The sequence below is a fragment of the Nocardiopsis sp. NPDC006198 genome, assembly GCF_040613895.1.
GTDB lineage: Bacteria > Actinomycetota > Actinomycetes > Streptosporangiales > Streptosporangiaceae > Nocardiopsis > Nocardiopsis tropica.
In genome coordinates this window covers 1-21,543 of record NZ_JBEXSY010000050.1, presented here as the reverse complement: position 1 = coordinate 21,543, position 21,543 = coordinate 1, and the positions used below count along the sequence as shown (strand labels likewise).

Here is a 21,543-nt window from a genome sequence, read left to right as displayed (position 1 = left end):
GGGGCCGGACCCCGGCTTAGCGGACACAAGGTGCGTGTCAGTGTTTGATTGACTACGCACCGTAGGCGACGGTGTCACTCACCAAGTGTGGGAGGGCACCCATGGTCTACGGCACGCTGGCGCGGTCGGCCGCGCGGATGTTGGAACGCAGACACGTCACCCGGGCCGGGGTGACCAGGATCGGCGTCGTCGGGGCGGTCGGCGCCGCGGTCTGGTTCTCCCGGGCCGACACGGTCGGCGGCCTGGCCGGGTCGGCCTTCCTGGCGGCGGTCCTGTTCTGCGACGCCGTCCGCGCGCGCATGCGGGCCGACCGCGGGGACGCCCTCACCCTGTGGCTGGCGGCGATGCTGTCGCAGCTGCGGGAGTGCGTGGTCTACCTGGGCCTGGCCGCCGGCGCCGTCCTGGCGGGCCTCGGGGGCGCGTGGGGCTGGGCGGCGGGCGCGCTCGTCGCACTGGCCCTGCGGGACTCGCTCCTGGCGGCCCACGAGGCCCCGGTCGCGGCCTCCCCGGGGCGGAACGTGAAACCCGCCCCGCTGTCCTCCCAGGGGCGCGCTGGCGGCCTCCTGGGTGGATTCGCGCCCTGCTGTCCCACCCGTCCCCCGCGCGACAGCGACCCCGGGCTGACGAGCCGGCTGCTCGGCGCCGCGGCCCCGGGGCCCCGTTCGCCCGGGGCCTGTTCGCCCGGACCCCGTTCGCCCGGGGCCCGCGGCCGGGTCCCGGGGGCGGGCCCCGACGGCGCGGCCGCCGCGGGGGTCCGGCTCGACGGGGTCCCGCCCCGGCCGCGTGAGGCCGAACCCGCCGGGTACCGCACGGCCGGGGCCGGCCCCCGCCGCACCCCCGGCGCGGGGGAGGGCGCGGGCCGCGGAGCGCCGGACGCCCGGACCGGGGCCCTCCGGCCGGACCCGGCGCCGACCGCCCCGGCCCGGCGGCTCACCGCCTTCTCCCAGCCGACGCGCTTCCTGGTGATCGCGGTGACCGCCACGGTCTGGGACGCGCGGGTCGCCTTCGTCACCCTCATCGTGGGCTGCGCGATCGCCGTCACCGGGGAACTCGTCGACCCCACCGCGCGCGGGGTGCGCCGGTGAGCCGGGTCGGGGCGGGCGCGACCGGGGCGCACACCGGGGGAGGGCGTGTCCCCACCGCTCCGGACCTGCGATTTCTCCGTGATGACGGTCACATGTCGTACCTGCTGGGCCGGATCGCGCCGGGCGCCGTACCTCCCCTGCTGCCCGCGCTCGCCGGGGCGCTGGTCGTCGGAACACTCCTCGTGGCAGACCGAGGACACTTGGCAGGCATTACCCTGTTCGCACCGGTCGCTGCCCTGCTACTGTCCGGACTGACCTCCGGCCACCCCCACGACGGACGGTCCGACTGGCTCGTACCACCCGTCCTCCGTGCCACCGAGTACACCTTTCTGGCGGTGCTGGGACTGGCGTCCGGCGTACCAGGTCCCCTGGTGTTCGTACTCTTGGTGGCAGTCGTCTGCCACCATCGCGACGACGTGGCACGCCCCATGGCCGGCACGGCCAGACCGGCGTGGGTGCGCGGCGCGGCACTCGGGTGGGACGGCCGCATGCTCGCCGTCGCCGCCGGGGGCGCGCTCCACGCGCTCACCCCCGCCTACGGCATACTCGCCGGATACCTGGCGGTGCTGCTCGTGCGGGAGTCCGTGCGCACCTGGAGTGCGGCACCGGTGACCGACGTGCTCACCAGGACCACCGCTCCCCCCGGCGGTGGCGACACGGGCCCTGGAGATCCCCGGATCTCCCGACCCGGCAGCGGAGACGGAGACGGGGGCCAACCGGCCGCCGGAACGAACGGGGAGGCGTGACAGCCTCCCCGACACAAGGAGGAACACGCCCTCATGCTCGGAATGGTTCTCGCCGCAGGCGCGGGGCGCCGGCTGCGTCCTTACACCGACACCCTGCCCAAGGCCCTGGTGCCAGTCGACGGCGAGACGACCATCATGGACATCTCGCTGCGCAACCTGGCGGCGGCCGGGCTCACCGACGTCGTCGTCGTGGTCGGCTACCGCGCGGAGGCCGTCGAGGCGCGCAAGGAGGCCCTGGAGGAGCGCCACGGCGTCAAGCTCACCCTCAGCTACAACGACAAGGCCGAGGAGTGGAACAACGCCTACTCCCTGTGGACCGCGCGCGAGTTCTTCTCCGAGGGCGTCCTCCTGGTCAACGGCGACACCGTCCACCCGGTGAGCGTCGAGGAAACGCTACTCGCCGCCCGGGGACCTGAGCTCCTCCTCGCGGTGGACAACGTGAAAAGCCTCGCCGACGAGGAGATGAAGGTGACCCTCGACGAGGGCGGCCACCTCAGGAACATCACCAAGCTCATGGACCCGGCCACCGCCGCCGGCGAGTACATCGGCGCCACCCTCATCGAGGGGTCCCTGGCCCCCCGTCTCGCCGACGCCCTCAAGGCCACCTGGGAGCGCGACCCGCAGCTCTACTACGAGGACGGCTACCAGGAGCTGGTCGACCGGGGCGAGAAGGTCGCCGTGGCGCCCATCGGCGAGGTGGACTGGGTCGAGGTCGACAACCACGACGACCTCGCCAAGGCCAGGGAGATCGCGTGCCGCTACTAGCCCGAATGCTCCCCTCCCCGCTGGCGATCGACGTGCGGCGGGGGGCGGTCTCCTCCCTCGGGACGCTGCTCGCCGACCGGCGGATCGCCACCGAGGGCCGCATCGCCGTGGCCGTCGGCCCGGGGCAGGGCGCGCAGATCGCCGCCGACCTGGACCTGCCCAACTGCGAGGTCTTCCACGTCGAGGAGGGCACCGTCGACGCCGCCAACGAGCTGGGCAAGAAGCTCCGCTCCGGCGCGTACGAGGCGGTCGCGGGCATCGGCGGCGGCAAGACCATCGACGTCACCAAGTTCGCCGCGACCATGGCGGGCATCCCCATGGTGGCCGTGGCCACCAACCTCGCCCACGACGGCATCGCCTCCCCCGTCAGCTCCCTGGAGCACGAGGGCGGCAAGCCGTCCATCGGCGTCACCATGCCCATCGCCGTCGTCATCGACGTCGACTACGTCCGCGCGGCCCCCCCGCACCTGGTGCGCTCGGGCATCGGCGACGTGGTCAGCAACATCTCGGCCATCGAGGACTGGGAGCTGGCCGGCCGCGTCAACGGCGAACCCGTGGACGGCATGGCCGTCACCTTCGCCCGGGTCGCGGCCGAGGCGGTCCTGCACCGCCCCGACTCGGTGGAGTCCGACGCGTTCCTCACCGTGCTCGCCGAGGGCCTCGTGCTCTCCGGGATGGCCATGTCGGTCGCCGGGTCCAGCAGGCCCGCCAGCGGCGCGTGCCACGAGATCCTGCACGCGGTCACCCAGCTCCACCCGGGTGTCAGCAACCACGGCGAGCTCGCCGGACTGGGCGCGCTCTACGCGTCCTTCCTGCGGGTGCGGCACCTGGGCTGGTCGGAGTCGCGGATGAACGAGATCCGCGACTGCCTGATCCGCCACGAACTGCCCGTCGTCCCCTCGGACGTCGGCCTCGACGAGGCGGCGTTCGCGCGGGCGGTGGCCCACGCGCCGGACACCCGGCCGGGCCGGTTCACCATCCTGGAACACCTGAACCTCTCCGAGGACGAGATCGGACGGAGCGTCAAGGACTATGTCGAAGCCGTCGGTCGCTGAGGTCCGAGCAGGGGGCCAGCCCGCCGGCATCAAGGAGCGGACCAACGAGGAGCACTGGGCCGGCCGCCTCTACATGCGGGACATCTCCCCGTACCTGACGACGTTCTTCGTCCGGCTGCGCGTCCCGCCCAACCCCATCACCTACCTGATGATGGCGTTCGGGGTCCTGTCCGGGGTGGTCGTCGCGTTCGGCGGACTGTGGTCGGCCGTCCTCGCGGCGGTGTTCATCCAGGTCTACCTCCTGCTGGACTGCTCCGACGGCGAGGTGGCCAGGTACACCGGGCGCACCAGCGTCGCGGGGATCTACCTGGACCGGATCGGGCACTACGTGTCCGAGATCGCGCTCCTCATCGGCCTGGGCATCCGCGCCCAGGGCGAGTGGGAGGCGGGCGGCTGGGTGATCCTGGGCATGGCCGCGGCGATCGGCGTCGCCCTGATCAAGGCCGAGACCGACAACGTCGTGGTGGCCCGCGCCAAGGCCGGGCTGCCCGAGAAGGTCTCGGACGAGGCGATGCGGCCGCGCTCCTCCGGGCTGGGCCTGGCGCGCCGCCTGGCCTCCGCCCTCAAGGTCCACCGGCTCATCCAGGCGGTGGAGCTGTCCCTGATCATCGTGGCGGCCGCCGTGGTGGACGCCTTCCTCGGCGACCTGGCCGCCACCCGCTTCCTGGTGGCGGCGTGCGCGTTCGTGGCCGTGGTGATGAGCTTCGCCCACTTCGTGAGCGTCCTCGCCTCCCGGCGCCTGGAGTGAACCGCCGGCCGCCGCGCCGGTGAGCCGCCCCTCCCACGGGGCCGCGGTCGGTTACCCCGTCCACGGCCCCGTACACCTCCCTTTTATTCTTTCGTTAGTCTGTTTCTGCGAATGTTGGCGGGTGTCAACCTGCCAGCAGCATGTCGTCCACTGAACGGTCGCAAACATGGCCACACCCGTGATCCCACCCGCGTCTGACACCGCGACGTCCGCGGCTGAGGTCTCCCGAGCGCCAAGAGCCGAACGGAGCCGCGCCCAGGTGTCCGGTAGCAGCAAGCCCACACTTTCCTGCGTCCTGCTGACGATGGGCACCCGCCCCGCCGAGCTGCGCCGCGCGATCACCAGCGTGTTCGAGCAGGAGGACGCGGACGTCGAGGTCGTGGTGGTCAGCAACGGGGCGCAGCTGCCGGAGATGCCCGAGGGTGTGACCACGGTGCTCCTCCCGGAGAACGTGGGCATCCCCGAGGGGCGCAACCACGGGGTCAAGGCCACCGACGGCGACATCATCCTCTTCCTGGACGACGACGGCTGGTACCGCTCGACCGACCTGGCCCGCCACGTGCGGGAGCGGTTCGCCGCCGACACGTCGCTGGGCGCGCTGTCCTTCCGGATCGCCGACCCCGACGGCGGCCCCGACCAGCGCCGCCACGTGCCGCGCCTGCGCGTGGGGGACTCCCGTGAGTCGAGCGTGGTCACCACGTTCCTCGGCGGGGCCTGCGCCATCCGCCGCACGGCCTTCGAGGCCGGCGGGGGGCTGCCCGGCGACTTCTTCTACGCCCACGAGGAGACCGACCTCGCCTGGCGCATCATGGACGCCGGTTACACGATCGAGTACGACGCCGACGCGGTCATGTACCACCCCGCGGTGGCGCCGACCCGGCACGAGAACTTCTACCGGCTCAACGCCCGCAACCGGGTGTGGCTGGCCCGCCGCAACCTCCCGTGGCCCCTCGCCTTCGCCTACCTCGGCACCTGGGTGGGGCTGACGGTGCTGCGCGAGCGCGACCGCGCCGCGCTGCGCTCGTGGTTCGCCGGGTTCCGCGAGGGCTGGCGCGAGGACGCCGGCCCGCGCACCCCGATCCGCTGGTCGACCGCGTGGCGGATGACCCGGGCCGGGCGCCCGCCGGTCATCTGACCCCGGACGGCGACCGACCGCCCCGCCGTGCGGAGGGCGGTCGCGACGGGCCGGACCGGACACGGCAGAGGGGCCGGACACCGTTCGCGAGTGTCCGGCCCCTCGGTCGTGGTGCGGGTCAGACCTCGGTGAAGGCCTCCTCGAAGTCCAGGCGGGGGAGGCGGTCGAACCAGGCGTCCGGGCCGGGGTTGCCGATGTTCATGACGACCAGCGGCCGGAGCGGGGAGTCCTCGCCGAAGAACTCCCGGCGCACCCCCTCGGCGTCGAAGCCGGTCATGGGGCCGGCGGCCAGGCCCGCGGCGCGGACCCCGACGATCAGGTACGCGATCTGGAGGAGGGTGTTCTGGGCGGCCATGGTCTCGCGGGCCTCGACGGGCATCCCGGCGAAGTTGTCGCGGGCGTCCGGGGCCACGGGGAACGTCTTCGGGAAGTGCTCGTGGAAGTCGCTGTCCGCGGACAGGATCAGCGTGAGCGGGGCCGTCGAGGTCTTCGGCGCGTTGTTGCCCGCCATGTGCGGGACGAGGCGCTCGCGGGCCTCCGGCGAGCGCACGACGGTGACCCGCAGCGGCTGGTTGTTCATGGCGGTCGGCCCGTACTTGACGAGGTCGTGGATCGCGCGCACCTGCTCGTCGGTCACCGGCTCGTCGGTGAAGGAGTTGGCGGTGCGGGCGTCGCGGAACAGGAGGTCCTGCGCGGCCTTGTCGAGAACCAGCGTCTCACTCATGTGTCATACCTCGGTCGTGCTCGTGATCAGGGAGAATGCCGAAAAAGCGCTCCGGCACGAGCAACAACCTAGTTGACTAGGAAGATATTTCTCAGGGCTGGTAGGTGTGGCTTCCTTCACGGATCCCTGTGCCCTGCGCCCCCCTCGGGAGGGGGACGACGGGGACCGGGCCGGCCGCCTCGTCCACCCATGCCTCCAGGCGCTTCACGAACACCCTGGCCTGGACCGGCCAGTGGTAGGACGCCTGCGCGATCTCGTGCCCCGTCCGGGCCAGCCGCTCGCGCAGCTCCCCGTCGCGCTTCAGCCGCAGTACCGCCTCCGCGGCGGCCGGCACGTCCCCGAACGGGACGACCAGACCGGCGGGGCCCTCCGGGCGCCCCGTCACCAGGCCCTCCGCCATCGGGTTCGCCGTCGTCACGACGGGCAGGCCGTGCGCCATGTACTCCACGACCTTGGTCGGCATCGAGTGCCGGTAGTTCGGGGTGTCGTGCAGCAGGCTGACCCCGGCCAGGGCGCCCGCGCACATGCGCAGCGCCCGGTCGTTGGGCACGAACCCGTACCAGTCCAGGGCGTCCTCCTGCTGGGCCTCGCGGAGCATCGGCCGCACGCCGACGTCGGCCCCGCCGATGACCTCCAGCCGCACCCCGTGGGGGCGGAGCGTCCGGCCGAGCTCGACCAGCTCGCGTGCGCCCCGTGCCATCGAGACGTGCCCGAGGTAGACCACCCGGTCGTCCCCGGGGGCGCGGAGGGGGATCTCCGGCACCTCGGTGGTGTTGGGCACCACAGGGTGGTCGCACCGGAAGCGGGAGCGGTACCCCTCCTCCGCCAGCAGCAGCCGCATGCGGCGCTCCGCACGCCGCTCGAAGGCCCGGACCACGCCGCCCAGGGGCCGCCGCAGCGGCTTGGGCACCCACGGCTTCGTGAGCAGGGCGGCGGCCGTGTCCTCGTGCACGTCCCACACCGTCACCGGCCGCTTCGCCGGCAGGGCCAGCAGCAGCTCGGGGTCGTGGAAGAGGAGGAGGTCGGCGTGGGGCGCGTGCTCGGCGAGCACCGCGCGGGCGGCGCGCAGCGAGGTCAGCCGTTCGCGGCCCGAGGCGCGCGGCACGTCCACCGAGCGCACCTCGGCCCACGGGGTCACGCCGCACTCCCGGAACGGGGCCACATAGGTCACCGTGTGTCCCGCGTCCAACAGGGCGCGGATCTGCCTGTGCAGGATCCGAGCGTCCTCCGGGTGGTGCACAACCGTGGCCACAAGCGCGTGCATCGAGTTCACCTACCTGTGTCACCGAATGGGGCCATCTACGAAGATGATCCGCTTTGTGATGGCGATACGTGCTGTTCGACACGGTATTCACCAGCGGAAACGGGTCGAGGAAAGCGCGGTGGCCAGGCGGGGTGAATCGGGTGAACCTTCCAGGAGCGCCGGGTGAACACGACAAGGCACGCCGATGGACACCGTGGGTGTCCGCGTCGGCGTGCCGGTCAGGGGCCCGCACGGGCCGGGAGCGGTTCGGGGCGCCCCGGCCCGTGCCTCAGTTCACAGGACCTGGATCCCCTCGCGCCTCGGACGGCGTCGCGCCTGGGCGGGCACGGCCGCGGTCCCGGCCTCGGGGTCGGGACGGCGCAGGACGCCGCGGGTGTCCAGGAGCAGTCGCGCGTACTCCTCCAGCCGCTTGGGCCGGTACTCGGCGTGGTCGGTGAGCAGGATCGTCAGGTCGGCCTCGGCGATGGCCTGGTCCAGGTCGGTGGACCGGGGCACGTCCACCCCGTCCACCTGCCACGACTCGACGTGCGGGTCGTGGTAGGAGAGGGTTGCGCCCTTGGCGGCCAGCTTGCGCGCCACCGGCCGGGCCGGCGACTCGCGCTGGTCGGCGATGTCGGCCTTGTAGGTGACGCCGAGCAGCAGCACCTTGGACCGCGACAGCGCCATCCCCGACTCGTTGAGGAGCTCCTGGGCCCGCTGGATGACGTAGGACGGCATCCGGCTGTTGATCTCCTGGGCCAGCTCGACGAAGCGGAACGGGTAGCCGAGGGTCTTGACCTTGTACGACAGGTAGTTCGGGTCGATCGGGATGCAGTGCCCGCCGACGCCCGGACCCGGGTAGAAGGCCTGGAAGCCGAACGGCTTGGTGGCCGCCGCCGCGATGGAGTCCCACAGGTCGACGCCCAGCTCCTGGCAGAAGATGGCCATCTCGTTCACCAGGGCGATGTTGACGTGCCGGTAGGTGTTCTCCAGCAGCTTGGCCATCTCGGCCTCGCGGGTCCCGCGGGTGCGCACCACCGTGTCCACGAAGTTGCCGTAGAAGACGGCGGCGGCCTCGCCGCACTCCTCCGTGAGCCCGCCGACGACCTTGGGCGTGTTGGCCACACCGAAGGTCGCGTTGCCCGGGTCGATGCGCTCGGGCGAGAACGCCAGGTGGAAGTCGGCCCCGGCGACCAGCCCGGACTCCTCCAGCAGCGGCCGCACCACCTCGTCGGTGGTGCCCGGGTAGGTGGTGGACTCCAGGATGACCAGGGTCCCCGGCTGGAGGTGCGCCGCGATCGACCGGGCCGCGGAGGTGACCGCGCCCAGGTCGGGGCCGCCCTCGGGCGACAGGGGCGTGGGAACGCAGATGACGATGGTGCGCGCCGCCGCCAGGCAGGCCGGGTCCGTGGTCGCGGTGAACCCGCGCTCCAGCATGCGGTCGACGTCTTCCGATGAGAGGTCGTCGACGTGGGAGACCGCGCTGTTGAGGCCGTCGACGACTCGGTCGCTCACGTCGAGGCCGGTGACCTTCAGCCCCGCGGACACGGCCTCGGCCGCCAGGGGCAGGCCGACGTAACCGAGTCCGAGGACGACGAGGTCGTTGACCGCCGCGGCGGGCTGCTCGGGGACAAGGGCTGGGTTGGAGGCTGCGGCATCCACTTCGTGGTCACACTCGCATTCATTTCGTGAACGGGCGCAAGTTTCGAGGACCGCCATTACTCAGTGCCCGGGGCGTCCGAGTGTAGGTAGGTGTTGCCTCTGCTCACGGGTTCTGGCCTGGTTCGGACAGTTTCTGAATAAGAACCCGATACGCCTGGTTGTAGCGGTATGCGGCCTCGGCCCACGTGCGGTCGGCACCGACGAGGCTGCGACCTGCGAGGCCGTAGGCGGCTCGCTTTTCATGACTGTAGGCGAGATTTGTCAGGACATCAGCTAGACGTGCCGATTCGCCCGCGGGAATTAACTCTCCAGTCACTCCCGGTTCCACAATCTCTCGCAACGCCGGAAGATCGCTTGCCACAACGGGAAGCCCGCCCGCCATGGCCTCCACGGGTTTCAGGGGCGTCACCACACGGCACACCCGGTCGTCCCGGCGCGGCACGGCGAACACGTCCAGCGCGGCGTGGTGCGACCGCACCTCCGAGGCGGCCACCCGGCCGGGGAAGTGGGCGGCCCCCTCCAGTCCCAGCGACGCCGCACGGGCGCGCAGGGCGGGGAGCTCCGGCCCGTCCCCGACGATCAGCGCGTGGGCCGGCTCCCCGCGCTCGCGCATCAGCGCCACGGCGTCCAGCAGCACGTCCAGGCCCTCGTAGCCGAAGCAGCTCGTGGTGGTCCCCACCACGAAGTCCGCCCCGCCGATCCCCAGGCCGGCCCGCACTCCGTCGCCCGGGGGCAGGGGCTCCAGGAACGACGCGTCCACCGCGTTGGGCACCACCAGGAGGCGCTCCCGGGCCACCCCGCGCGCCTCGATGTCCGCCCGCATCGCCTCGCCCAGGGTCACCACCAGGTCGGCGGCCAGCATGCACTCCGTCTCGGCGGCGCGCTCGGCCCGGTAGAAGGCGTCGTCCACGCTCCTGGAGGGGTCGCGGGACAGCCACGACTCCTCCAGGAACCCCCGCACCTCGTACACCACCGGCAGGTCGAACCTGCGGCCCAGCTCCAGGGCCAGGCGGGCGTTGTGGTGGTTGCTCGCCGCGTGCAGCACGTCCGGGCGCACGGCCTCCACCAGCTCCGACGCCATCCGCACCCCCACCGCCAGCTCCCCGGCCGCGTCGGCGGGGGCCGTCCACGGGATCAGCCGGTGGTAGGTCACACCGTCCACCCGCACCAGCGTGCGCGGGTCCCGGACCCCCTTGGTGAGCGGGTACCCCGCCCGGGTGACCACGTGCACGTCCATCCCGGCCTCGCGCTGGGCCACCGCGATCCGGTGGGTGCGCTGGGTGTACCCGGCGTTGGTGTGCGGCAGGGCGTTCGTCACCAGGTGCAGCACCCGGAGCCCGTCGCCGGGGGCCGACGCGCCGTCCGCCGGACGCCGGCGTTCACCGGCCGGGACCCCCGGTTCACCTGTTCGCGCCTCCGGTCGCCGAGCGTTCACCGTGTCGTCGGGCCGCGTTCGGGCACCGCGGGTTAACGTGATTCCGTGATGGTCAGCCGACGGGGACGGAGACGCGGGAACAGCGCGTCCCGTCGCCAGCGCCGTCCGGTGCTCAGCGGCCTCGCGGGCCGCACCCCGGGGGAGGCGTTCGACCAGTTCACGGGCGGTATCGGCATCACCCGCAGCCAGGCAGGCCGCCACCAGGCGGCCCACCCGGCGGGGCGAGGCCCCGTCCGCGGCGTCGAGCACCGCCTCGCGGGCCTCCGCGCGCCGGCCCTGGTCCCACAGGGCGTAGGCGCGGGCCCGGCCGCCCAGGCGGGCGGCCAGGGAGCGTGCGGCCCGGCGCGGCGCACCGGGCGCCAGCCGCAGCGCGAGCAGCGGCAGGCGCGCCGGATCGGAGCGCAGGTGTCGCCAGGCCAACGACACGGTGAACGTCACCGCCCGCGGCCAGCGGGTGCGCGGACGGGGAACCTGGGTTTCGGGAGTCTGGGTGTCATGCACGGTCAGTCACACAACCATGCGGACGTGACCACGTGGTGACACCACGGCGACACGGACGGGACGGCTCGGGCAAGGAACACCGCCCGACCCGGCGCACCGCGCCCCTCGGCAACGGTAAGAACACCCCAACAGAAGGAAACGTGAGAGTCGTGGCAACGAGCGCCCCCCTTGGGAGCCAGGACACCGGGATCGTGCACGTCGTCGGCGCGCGCCCCAACTTCGTCAAGGCCGCGCCCGTCGTCTCCGCCCTTCGCGGGCGCGGAGCCCACCAGTCGGTCGTCCACACCGGACAGCACTACGACGACCGCATGTCGGCCGTGTTCTTCCGCGACCTCGGCCTGCCCACCCCCGACGTCGACCTGGGCGTCGGCTCCGGGTCGCACGCGGCGCAGACCGCCGCGCTCATGGTGGGCCTGGAGGAGGAGTTCAGCAGGCGCGAGCCCGGCATGGTGGTCGTGTACGGCGACGTCAACTCCACCGTGGCCGCCGCCCTGGTGGCCGCCAAGCTGCACATCCCGGTCGCGCACGTGGAGGCGGGCCTGCGCTCCTTCGACAACACGATGCCCGAGGAGATCAACCGCAGGGTCACCGACCAGCTCAGCGACCTGTGCTTCGCCACGAGCCCCGAGGCCATCGGGCACCTCGCCGCCGAGGGGATCTCGCCGGACCGGGTCCACCTGGTCGGCAACCCGATGATCGACACCCTCCTGGGCAACCTCGACCGCTTCGACGCCGACGCCCTGCGCGCCCGCCTCGGCCTGCCGGAGCGCTACGTCGCCGCGACCCTGCACCGGCCCGCGAACGTCGACGACCCCGACAACGTGGCCCGCCTCACCGCCCGCCTCCACGAGATCGCCGACCTCGCCGACGTGGTCATGCCCGTGCACCCGCGCGGCAAGGCCGCCTTCGACCGCGCCGGGCTCGGCGACCACCCGCGGGTGCGCCTCCTCGAACCCCTCGGCTACCTCGACTTCGTCGCCCTCACCCGCGGAGCCGCCGCAGTGGTCACCGACTCCGGCGGCGTGCAGGAGGAGACCACGATCCTCGGGGTCCCCTGCCTCACCCTGCGGCCCAACACCGAACGGCCGGTCACCATCACCCACGGCACCAACCAGCTCGTCACGGAGGCCGACCTCCTCCCCACCGTCACCAAGGTCCTGCACGGGCAGACCCCCGAGCGGATCGGCGACGACACCCCGCCCCTGTGGGACGGCCGGGCGGGGGAGCGCATCGCGTCCGTCCTCACCCAGTGGTCCAGGTGACGCCGATGCCGCACGCACGACGGCCCGGCCCGGTCCCCCCGCCGAGGGAGGGCCGGCAGCGCTCCGCCCCGATCCCGTCCCCGCGTCCCCGCCGCGACGGCCGCCGCGTCGTCCCGGTACCCGCGCAGCGGTCCCGGTGATCCCCCATGGCACACTCCCACCCGTCCTCCCCCGTCCCGTCCAGACGTCCCGCCCGGCCCTCGACGCGCCTCTCCATGGGCATCCGCACCCGGCCGGGGACACGCCGGGAGCAGCACCCGGCTCCGTCGGACACGACACACCCGACGGACGCGGTGGTTTCGCCGATCCGACCAGAACGCAAGGTGGCAGACCGTGAAACGGCGTGAACAGAGCCAGACCGAACAGCTCAAACAGGCCCTCGCCGAGCGCGACGCCCAGCTCCAGGAGGCGCGCACCCGGCTCGCCGCCGTGGAGGACTCCACCTCACTCCAGGTGGGGCGTGCGCTCACGGCCGCCGCCAAGCGGCCCGGCCGATCCCTCGTCAGACTTCCGCGAGACCTCTACCGGCTCTGGCGGCGCAGCGGCACCACCCAGCACGTCCAGCGCCGCCGCCCCGGCGCCGAGCCGGTCCGCTCCTTCGACGCCGACCGCCAGGAGGCCAGGCTCCTGAGCGGGATGGCCGGGAACAGCGAGGACCTGCTGGTCGTCGCCACCGTGGTCGGTTCCGCCATCCAGGACGCCGTGTCCCCCTACCTGCACTCCGTGCCGCTGCGCCCCCACGACGCCCAGATCGTCATGGACGGGGTGGACGTCGACCTGGTCCTGGTCTCGGCGTCGGCCGCGGCCGCCGGATCGCCGTGGGCGCACGTCGGGGACCCGGCGGCCGCCGACCGCACCCGCGCCCTGCACTGGGTCCTGGAGTCCGCCGCCGCGCGCGGCATCCCCACGGTGCTCCTCGAGGACGCCCCGGCCCCGCCCGCCCTGCGCGAACTCGGCTTCGACCGGGTCCACCGCGGGGACGCCGGGGTCCCGCTGCACCTGTTCAACCCGGTCGCCGCCGACCTGACCCCCGGCCCGAAGGCCGTGTTCGTCCGGGAGACGCCCGACGCCCCCGTCCCCGAGGTGCTCACCGAGCTCGAAGCCGGGGTCGTGGACGCCGACTCGCCCGGCCTCGCCGACGCCCTGCGCGCCGCCAACGTCGCCGTCGTCCCGGCCTTCCCGGCCGACGACACCCGGCTCCGCCGCCGCGCCTGGGCGTGCGGGGCCGGCGTCATCACCCACTCCCCGGTCCCGCACGCGGCCAACCCGCACGGGGAGGCCCTCGCGGTCTCCGTGCCGCGCATGCGCGCGGAGCGGGTCACCCCCTCCGCGATGCGCCTCCGGCTCCGCAAGGTCTTCCTCCAGGAGGCCACCCCGGTCCGCCTCGCCGAGATCCTGGGAGACCTGGACTTCCCGCCCGGCACGCCCGGCTCGGAGCTCCCGCTCCGGGGCCGCTCCGTCGCCGTCCTCGCCGACCCCGCGGGGGAGGCCGAGGCCGACCTGCTCGCCTCCGACCTGACGGGGGCCGTCCTGCGGCCCACCGAGGTCGTCGTGCCCCACTCGGCGTCGCGCCTCCCCGGCATCCAGCGCCTGCGGGCCGAGGGCATCACCGTGCGCACCGTCCGCTTCGGCGCCCCGGACACGCCCGAGGAGCTCACCCGGAACACGCCCGGCGCCCCCGTCCCGCGCGTCGGAGGGCTCGGCCCGGACCGCTGGGCGGCTCTCGCCGAACGCGCCACCGCCCCCTGGGCCCACCTGTGGAACGGACCTCTCAGCCCCACCCGGCTCGCCGACCTGGTGTGCGCCGTGGAGTGCTCCGACGCCGACGCCGTCGGCGCCAGCGCGGGGGACGGCCACGGGCCCGGGAGCCCGCTCGACGGGGCCGGGGACCTCGGCTTCTTCGACCGCCCGGACACGGGGGCGCCGCAGTACGTCTTCGTCAGCGAGGTCGTCCCGGAACTCGCCCGCACCCGCCTCCTGCGGCGCGGCTGGAACCCGGACGAGTGGAACCGGCGCGGCACGAGGCTCCTCGCCCTGGGCCCGGACAACGGCCCCGCCGGCCCCGACGCCGACGACGAGGACGCCGTGTACAACTCCACGGACGCCTCCACCGGTGCCGTCGGTTGAACCCCGACCCCACCGACAGCGCCGTCAGCCCCGCACGGGCCACCAGAAAGCATCCGAAGGGAAGAACGTGAGCACACCTCCTCCGCGCGCACTCTTGTACGGGGACGTGGACCTCAACATCATCGACGGCTCCGCTGTCTGGGCGCAGTCGATGGCGCAGGCCCTGGCCGCCGCCGGATGCGAGGTCACCCTGCTGCTGAAGGCACCCGTGCGCACCGACCGGCTGACCGAGCCCCTCACCAGGGTCCCCGGGGTCCGCCTGCTGCGTCCCTACGAGGACAAGCTGCTGCCGGACCTGGGCCCGCGCGGGCTCACACCGGAACAGGCCGTCACCCTGCTCACCCGGCAGCACGAGCGCAAGCCGTTCGACCTGGTGGTGGTGCGCGGCCGCCGCCTGGCCGGGCTTGCGGCGCAGGAGGAAGCGCTGGCGGGCAGGCTGTGGACCTACCTGACGGACTTCCCCCACAGCGTGGGCGAGCTGTCGGCGACCGCCACCGCCGAACTCACCCAGATCGCGGTGGCGTCCCGGTTCCTGCTCTGCCAGACGGAGGAGCTGCGGGCCTTCCTGGAGTCGTCGGTGTCGGCGGCCTGCGGCCGCTCGGTGCTGTTCCCGCCCGTGGTGGTGGTCCCCGAGGACGTGCGCGCCGACGGCGCCGTCCACGCCCGCGCACGCCTCGCCTACACCGGCAAGTTCGCGCCCGCGTGGAACACCCTGGAGATGACCGCGCTCCCCGCCGAACTGGCCGCGCGGGGCGTGGACGCCGAACTGGTGATGATCGGCGACAAGATCCACGCCGAGCCCGCGGACTGGGCCAAGCGCATGCGCAAGGCGCTGGAGGGCACCCCCGGGGTGGACTGGCGCGGCGGCATGCCGCGCGCGGAGGCGCTCCGCCAGGCCGCCGAGTGCGGGTTCGGGATCTCCTGGCGGGACCCCTCCATGGACGCCAGCCTGGAGCTGTCCACGAAGGTGCTGGAGCTGGGCGCGCTCGGCCTGCCGGTGGTGCTCAACCGCACCCCCATGCACGAGGCGATGCTCGGCGCCGACTACCCGCTGTTCGCGGGGGCCGGCGTCGAGTCCGTCGCCGAGGTGGTCGCCCGCGCCCACCACGACCGGGCCCTCTACGCCGACGCCGCCGCGCGCTGCCGCGCCGCCGCCGCCGACCACACGCTCGAACGGGCGGCCGAACGCCTGCGCGGCTACCTCACCGAGGCCCTGCCGCCGGCTCCGGCCGGGGTCGACACCGAACGGCCGCTCAAGGTGGTCGTCGCCGGCCACGACATGAAGTTCTTCACCCGTCTCGCCGAGTACCTGGACTCCCTGCCCGGGCTGGACGTGCGCATCGACGAGTGGGAGGGGCTGAACAGCCACGACCAGTACCGGTCCCGCGAGCTGGCGGCCTGGGCGGACGTGGTGATCTGCGAGTGGTGCGGGCCCAACGCCCTGTTCTACTCCAAGTGGAAGCGCCCCGACCAGCGACTGGTGGTGCGCCTGCACCGGTTCGAGCTGTACGCGGAGTGGCCGCGCAAGCTCGACATCGACAAGGTCGACGCCGTGGTGTGCGTGAGCCCCCACTACGCCGACCTCACCCGGGAGCTGACCGGCTGGCCCGCCGACAAGGTCGTCGTGGTGCCCAACTGGGTGGACGACGAGCAGCTGGACCGGCCCAAGCTCTCCGGCGCCGAGTACTCGCTGGGCATGGTCGGGATCGCGCCGTCGCGCAAGCGGCTGGACCGGGGCCTCGACGTGCTCGCGGAGCTGCGCCGCATGGACCCGCGGTACACGCTCTCGGTCAAGACCAAGCAGCCGTGGGACTACTGGTGGATCTGGAACCGGCCGGAGGAGCGCGCCTACTTCGAGCGGGTCTACCGGCGGATCCAGCGCGACGAGCGGCTCGCGGCCGGGGTGGTGTTCGACCCGTTCGGCCCGGACGTGGCGACCTGGCTGCGCCGGGTGGGGTTCATGCTCTCCACCAGCGACGACGAGTCGTTCCACCTGGCCCCCGCCGAGTGCGCCGCCTCGGGCGGCATCCCCGCGCTGCTGCCGTGGCCTGGCGCCGACACCATCTACGACCCGCACTGGATCCACGACGACGCCGTCGCCATGGCCGAGTCCATCCACGAGACGGTCAGCGGGGGCGGGTTCGCGGCCGAGGCCGAGCGGGCGCGCGCCGAGGTGACCGAGGCGTACGGGCTGGGCCGGGTGCGCTCGCTCTGGAGCGACCTGGTGGTGCGGGGCAAGGTGCCGGACACGGCGCAGGCGGCCGCGCCCGCGGACGCCTGAACCCGGGACGCGCACGGGGTCCGGTGCGCCCGGGACCGGTGGCGGCAGGCCGACCGGAACCGTGGCCGGTGGGACGTGGGGGACTCCGACCCCGATGGTCCTGTACTCGTGGACGGTTTCGGCTCCCGGAGCCGCCATGAGCACGGGACCACGGGGGAGGGGCGGGGCCCCGCGCCCCTGTCGGCCACCGCCCTAGACCGGGCCGGTCATCTTCGACAGCCCGCCCGCACCCGCGGGCAGGAACAGCGCGAAGGTGGTCGGCCTCGTCTGCACCAGCTCGATCCGGGCCCCCTCGGACTCGGCTATGTGGCGGGCCAGGGCCAGCCCCAGGCCGGTGCCGCCGTCTCCGCTGACCTCGCGCTCGAAGATCCGACCGGACAGGTGCTCGGGCACGCCCTCGCCCTCGTCGCTGACCTCGATGCGCACCGACTGCCCGGTGTCCAGGCGCCGGATGGTCACCGTCCCGGCGCCGTGCTTGTACGCGTTCTCCACCAGGGTGGCGATGATCTGCGTCAGGTCGGTGGGGACCGTCACCGCGGTCAGACCGGAGACTCCGGTGATGACCAGCTCGCGCCGCTCCTGCTGGAAGACCGGCTGCCACTCGGCCTGGAGGTGGTGGAGGACGGGGTCGAGCTCGACCGCCTCCACCTCGGGGTTCTGGCTCTTGCGCGCCCTGCCGAGGAGGCTCTCCACGGTCTCCACCAGGCGTTCGGTCTGGGCGAGGGCGGCCTCGCCCTCCTCGCGGACCACGTCCGGGTTGCCGGACTCCGCGATGATCTCCTCCAGCCGCATCGTCAGCGCCGTGAGCGGGGTGCGGAGCTGGTGCGAGGCGTCGGTGGCGAAGTGGCGCTCGGTGGCGATCAGCCCCGCGATGCGCTCGGCGCTGCGGTCCAGGACCTCCGCCACCCGGTCGGCCTCGGGGATGCCGTAGCGGTGCCCCCAGGGCGTGGTGACCCCCGAGCCGAGGCGTTCGGCGGTGGCGGCCAGGTCCGCCAGCGGCAGCGTGAGCCGCCGCGCCTGGAACATGGACAGCCCCACGGCGACGCCGATGGCCAGCAGTGACAGCGAGGCGATGCCCAGCCAGGCGCGCACGACGCTCTGCTGCACCGTCTCGGCGCTCGTCCACACCTCGACCAGCGTCCCCCTGCCGGTGGTCGCCGTGGCCTTCTGCAGACCGGGCGCGCCGGGGTTCTCCGGGTCGAGGGCGGGGTCCCCCGCCGTCGCCCCCGAGGGGGCGCCCGCCGGCGTGATCCGGATGAACCGGGCCGGGTGGTCGCGGTCGAACTCGTCGGGGTAGAGCTGCCCGTGGACCTCGAGCATGGTGTCGCTCTCGGCACCGATCAGCTCCGCCTCGCCCTGAAGCTGGCGGCTGCTCTCGTCGTGCACCAGTTTGTACGTGAGAGCCCCGAGGGGCAGCCCCAGCAGCATGACGGCGATGACGGTCACCACCAGGGTGGAGAAAACCATCCGCCTGCGCATGTCACCTCATGTCCGTCCGACCCCGACCGGGCCGACCGGCGCTGAGCGCGTCGGAAACCAAGGTCGTGTCAGTCCCGCTCGAACCGGAAGCCCACGCCCCGGACGGTGGTGATGTACGAGGGCTGGTTGGCGTCGTCGCCGAGTTTGCGGCGCAGCCAGGAGATGTGCATGTCGAGTGTCTTGGTGGAACCCCACCAGTTGGTGTCCCACACCTCGCGCATGATCTGCTCGCGGGTCACCACCTTGCCCGCGTCGCGCACGAGTACGCGCAGGAGGTCGAACTCCTTGGTGGTCAGCTGGAGTTCGCGTTCGCCCAGCCAGGCGCGGCGGGAGTCGTTGTCGATCCGCACGCCGTGCACGACGGGCACCTCCGCGCCGCCCCGGCGCAGCAGCGCGCGGACGCGGGCGAGGAGTTCGGCGAGCCGGAAGGGCTTGGTGACGTAGTCGTCGGCGCCCGCGTCGAGGCCGACGACGGTGTCCACCTCGTCGGCGCGGGCGGTCAGGATGAGGATCGGCGTTCCGTGGCCCTCGGCGCGGAGCCGACGTGCCACCTCTAGCCCGTCCATTTCGGGCAGCCCGAGATCCAGGACCATCAGGTCTATGTCTCCCGCACGGGCACGGTCGAGTGTCTCAATGCCGTTGACGGTCACGTCCACCGTGTAGCCCTCGCGACGGAGTGCGCGCGCGAGAGGCTCGGAGATCGAGACATCGTCTTCGGCCAGCAAAACGCAGGTCATGTTGTCGATCGTAGGTCCGGGGTCGCGCATTTCCCTATTATGCGCGCCGGATGTCCCAAGGTTGGCTGAAAATACTCTAATCCCATACCGGTCAAATGGTTCGATTTGCTCTCATGAGACTTTTCTTTGCACTTACTTGTTGAAAATGGGAGTCTTGGTCGTACATGCGCCCCGGGATCGGTCCTCGGGGCCGGGTGCACGCCCATGCCTCCCCCCTGAAGGTCACTCCGAATGGGAAAGTGGGAGGATTCATAACAAAAGGGGTAGTAAGGCGTCGTGAAGCGGGCGGGAAGCCCGCCGGCGCCCGCCCGCCCCGGCAGCCCCACCGACGAACCCGCCCGAGCCGGCGTCCCCCGACAGCGAGGAGTCTGTACGTGAACCCCCACAACGAACACGGGTCGGACGGCGGGCCCGGTACTCCGCCGCGCGGAACCGAGGGGCCGGAGGGTCCGCCGGGCGCACCGGGCGCACCGGGCCCGCAGGGTGCACCGGCCCCGCAGGGCGCACCGGGCGCACCGGGCGCGCCGGGCGCGCCGGACCCGCAGGGCCGCCAGGAAGCCCCGGGGGCGCACGGTCCCCCGGGGGACCAGGGCCCTCCGGAGGGTTCCGGGGTCCCCGGGGTCCCTGGGGCGGACCGCCGCGCCGCACCTCCCGGTGGGCCCGGCCCCGCCTGGGGCCCGCCCGACCCCGGCCCGGGGTCCGGCCGCCAGGAGCCGCGGTTCCAGCCGCTGCCGCCGACGCCGCCGCTCCAGGGGCAGCCGGCCGGCGGCCCGCCCCTCCCGGGGGCGGGGCAGGGGCTAGGGGAGCACCATGCGCCCCCGCACGGACAGGTTCCGCCGGGGGCCCGGGAGGTCCAGGGGCCTCAGGGGCCTCAAGGGGTGCATGGGGTCCAGGGGTCGCAGGGCTTCCAGGGGCCCCAGGGGACTGAAGGAGCCCATGGGCAACAGGGCTTCCAGGGTTTCGCGGGGGGCCGAGGGGCCCAGGGGTCTGCGAGCGGCCATGGCTTCCAGGGAGGCCAGGGAGCCCCGCAGCCCCCACCCCCCTTCCAAGGGCCGCAGGGGCCGCAGGGGCCGTTCGGTCCGCCTCCCGCCCAGCCGTCCCGGCCCGGTCGCTACGGCACCGGTCTCCTGGCCGTCCTCTCCGTCATCGCGGTCCTGGCAGGCGCGTCCTTCCTCGGCGGCGGCATGGCCCTCGGCTGGAGGGTGACCGGAGGCGCGGCAGGGGCCGCCGCGGCCGCGCCCTCCGAGGAGCCCGGCGGGGAGGCGTCGGAGGAGGGGTCGCCGACGCCCGGGCCCTCCCCCTCGGAGGAGCCCCCGCCCACCGGCCGGCCCCTCCCCACGGACGAGCCGTCCGTCGAGGCGGAGGAGCTCATCACCGCGGAGGACCTGGTCGACGAGTTGCGCCGCGACTTCCCCATCGACGCGCGGGTGGACGTCACCGACGACATCTGCACGGCGGAGAACGAGGAGGAGAACCTCTTCCAGTGCACCTCCGCCATGGACACCAACCTGATGCGGGCGATCGCCTTCGACGGCGCAGGGATCGCGCTGTTCGCCGCCATGGCCCTGGAGGAGAGCGAGGACAGCACCGCCGCCGACATCCAGGAGGCCTGCCACTTCGTGCTGATCTGGTTCGACGGCGACGCCATGGACCAGGGTGAGCGCGACGACATGGCCGAGGCGACCCGGGAGGCGGCGGGCTGCCCCTGACGGGAGCGCCGGGCCGTCCGACACCCTGCGGGCCGCCCGGAGGTGCCGGTCCGGGGCAGGGGCGAGGGGAGCCGGTCCGGGGCGCCGGGCGGGACGCGTGGGAGTGCGGTCGGCGTCGGAGCGGCCCGGCCGGGGGCGAGGGGAGTTCGTGTCGTTGAGCAACGATGTGAATACTCTGCGTGACAATGGTGGCGTTGGAGGGGGTTGGCCTGGATTCAGGTCCCCCCGCATCCATTCCACCAGGACCACCCGGCCCGGTGCCAGGTTCCACCGTCTCCTGTGGACGACGGTTCCGTGACGCCGCGGCGGTGCCGGTCCCGGAAGACGCGAGGAACGGCGATGGCACACAGAGGCATCCTGAGAACGGCGACGGCGGTACTGGCGCTCGCCCTCCCCACGGCACTGGCGGCGCCGGCCGCCGCCGCGTCGGCGGACCCGCCCCCGCAGGAGACCGCCGCCGCGCCCGCGGACCACACCGCGCCCGCGGACCACGGCGCGTCCGACGTCCACGTGGTCCCGGGCTCCTACTCGGTCCGCCACTACTACTCCACCTGGCGGGAGGCCCGCACCTACCGGCAGCGGGACACCGGGCACCCCACGGGGACCGTGCTGCCGGCCGGGCGCCACTACTTCTTCTGCCAGACCGAGGGGCAGCCCCACTCCGACGGGGACGGCCGCTACTCCACGTGGTGGGTGCTCACCGACGACAGCGCCAACCGGGACGTCTTCGTCAGCGCGACGGCCCTCCGGCTCGCCGAGCCCTGGAAGCCGGTCGCCGGCCTCCCCGGCTGCTGACGCCCTCCGCGCGGCAGGGGCCCGCCCGGGGAACGCCCCGGACGGGCCCCTGCC

17 protein-coding genes are annotated in these 21,543 nt (G+C 73.4%); 11 read left to right on the top strand and 6 right to left on the bottom strand.

Going from position 1 to position 21,543, the window contains the following annotated elements:
* Positions 1-101: 101 nt before the first annotated feature.
* From ABZ234_RS25790 to ABZ234_RS25765, 6 genes are all read left to right on the top strand, one after another.
* Complete coding sequence (locus ABZ234_RS25790; protein ID WP_355013749.1) at positions 102-1,085, top strand: hypothetical protein; 984 nt, start codon at positions 102-104, stop codon at positions 1,083-1,085.
* 65 nt (positions 1,086-1,150) lie between these two features.
* Positions 1,151-1,831, top strand: a complete 681-nt coding sequence (locus tag ABZ234_RS25785; protein WP_355013766.1) for a DUF5941 domain-containing protein — start codon at positions 1,151-1,153, stop codon at positions 1,829-1,831.
* Between the two features lie 33 nt (positions 1,832-1,864).
* Complete coding sequence (locus ABZ234_RS25780) at positions 1,865-2,596, top strand: phosphocholine cytidylyltransferase family protein (protein WP_355013748.1); 732 nt, start codon at positions 1,865-1,867, stop codon at positions 2,594-2,596.
* Positions 2,597-2,601: 5 nt separating this feature from the next.
* Positions 2,602-3,651, top strand: a complete 1,050-nt coding sequence (locus ABZ234_RS25775) for an iron-containing alcohol dehydrogenase family protein (RefSeq protein ID WP_267948215.1) — start codon at positions 2,602-2,604, stop codon at positions 3,649-3,651.
* On the top strand, positions 3,629-4,399 hold the full coding sequence (locus ABZ234_RS25770) for a CDP-alcohol phosphatidyltransferase family protein (RefSeq protein WP_267948216.1): 771 nt from the start codon (positions 3,629-3,631) through the stop codon (positions 4,397-4,399). The genes ABZ234_RS25775 and ABZ234_RS25770 overlap by 23 nt, the downstream gene beginning before the upstream one ends.
* A 304-nt stretch (positions 4,400-4,703) precedes the next feature.
* Positions 4,704-5,534, top strand: coding sequence for a glycosyltransferase (locus ABZ234_RS25765; protein ID WP_267950254.1), 831 nt, complete (start codon positions 4,704-4,706; stop codon positions 5,532-5,534).
* 118 nt (positions 5,535-5,652) lie between these two features.
* Here ABZ234_RS25765 and ABZ234_RS25760 read toward each other — a convergent pair whose 3' ends face one another.
* The 4 genes from ABZ234_RS25760 to ABZ234_RS25745 form a co-directional block, all read right to left on the bottom strand.
* Positions 5,653-6,258, bottom strand: coding sequence for a malonic semialdehyde reductase (locus ABZ234_RS25760; RefSeq protein WP_267948217.1), 606 nt, complete (start codon positions 6,256-6,258; stop codon positions 5,653-5,655).
* A gap of 91 nt (positions 6,259-6,349) precedes the next feature.
* Positions 6,350-7,522, bottom strand: a complete 1,173-nt coding sequence (locus ABZ234_RS25755; RefSeq protein WP_355013747.1) for a glycosyltransferase family 4 protein — start codon at positions 7,520-7,522, stop codon at positions 6,350-6,352.
* Positions 7,523-7,795: 273 nt separating this feature from the next.
* Complete coding sequence (locus ABZ234_RS25750) at positions 7,796-9,163, bottom strand: nucleotide sugar dehydrogenase (RefSeq protein WP_355013746.1); 1,368 nt, start codon at positions 9,161-9,163, stop codon at positions 7,796-7,798.
* 103 nt (positions 9,164-9,266) lie between these two features.
* Positions 9,267-11,018 carry a glycosyltransferase family 4 protein gene (locus ABZ234_RS25745; protein ID WP_355013745.1) on the bottom strand — a complete coding sequence of 584 codons (1,752 nt, stop codon included), beginning with the start codon at positions 11,016-11,018 and terminating at the stop codon, positions 9,267-9,269.
* A gap of 230 nt (positions 11,019-11,248) precedes the next feature.
* Between ABZ234_RS25745 and wecB the strand changes: the two genes are divergently transcribed.
* From wecB to ABZ234_RS25730, 3 genes are all read left to right on the top strand, one after another.
* The gene (wecB, locus tag ABZ234_RS25740; RefSeq protein WP_267948221.1) at positions 11,249-12,361 is read left to right on the top strand and encodes a UDP-N-acetylglucosamine 2-epimerase (non-hydrolyzing); all 1,113 of its coding nucleotides are present in this window, start codon (positions 11,249-11,251) and stop codon (positions 12,359-12,361) included.
* Between the two features lie 333 nt (positions 12,362-12,694).
* The gene (locus ABZ234_RS25735) at positions 12,695-14,488 is read left to right on the top strand and encodes a hypothetical protein (protein ID WP_355013744.1); all 1,794 of its coding nucleotides are present in this window, start codon (positions 12,695-12,697) and stop codon (positions 14,486-14,488) included.
* A 67-nt stretch (positions 14,489-14,555) separates the two neighbouring features.
* A complete protein-coding gene (locus tag ABZ234_RS25730) occupies positions 14,556-16,769 on the top strand; it encodes a glycosyltransferase (RefSeq protein ID WP_267948223.1) in 2,214 nt (737 codons plus the stop codon).
* 192 nt (positions 16,770-16,961) lie between these two features.
* On the opposite strand, the gene ABZ234_RS25725 is transcribed toward ABZ234_RS25730, so the two are convergent.
* Positions 16,962-18,248: a HAMP domain-containing sensor histidine kinase gene (locus tag ABZ234_RS25725; RefSeq protein ID WP_267948224.1), complete on the bottom strand. Its 1,287-nt coding sequence runs from the start codon at positions 18,246-18,248 to the stop codon at positions 16,962-16,964.
* 68 nt (positions 18,249-18,316) lie between these two features.
* Positions 18,317-18,985, bottom strand: a complete 669-nt coding sequence (locus tag ABZ234_RS25720; protein ID WP_017570862.1) for a response regulator transcription factor — start codon at positions 18,983-18,985, stop codon at positions 18,317-18,319.
* 1,184 nt (positions 18,986-20,169) lie between these two features.
* Between ABZ234_RS25720 and ABZ234_RS25715 the strand changes: the two genes are divergently transcribed.
* Both ABZ234_RS25715 and ABZ234_RS25710 read left to right on the top strand, forming a co-directional pair.
* Positions 20,170-20,694, top strand: a complete 525-nt coding sequence (locus tag ABZ234_RS25715; protein WP_355013743.1) for a hypothetical protein — start codon at positions 20,170-20,172, stop codon at positions 20,692-20,694.
* Between the two features lie 339 nt (positions 20,695-21,033).
* The gene (locus tag ABZ234_RS25710) at positions 21,034-21,489 is read left to right on the top strand and encodes a hypothetical protein (RefSeq protein ID WP_355013742.1); all 456 of its coding nucleotides are present in this window, start codon (positions 21,034-21,036) and stop codon (positions 21,487-21,489) included.
* Positions 21,490-21,543 lie beyond the last annotated feature (54 nt).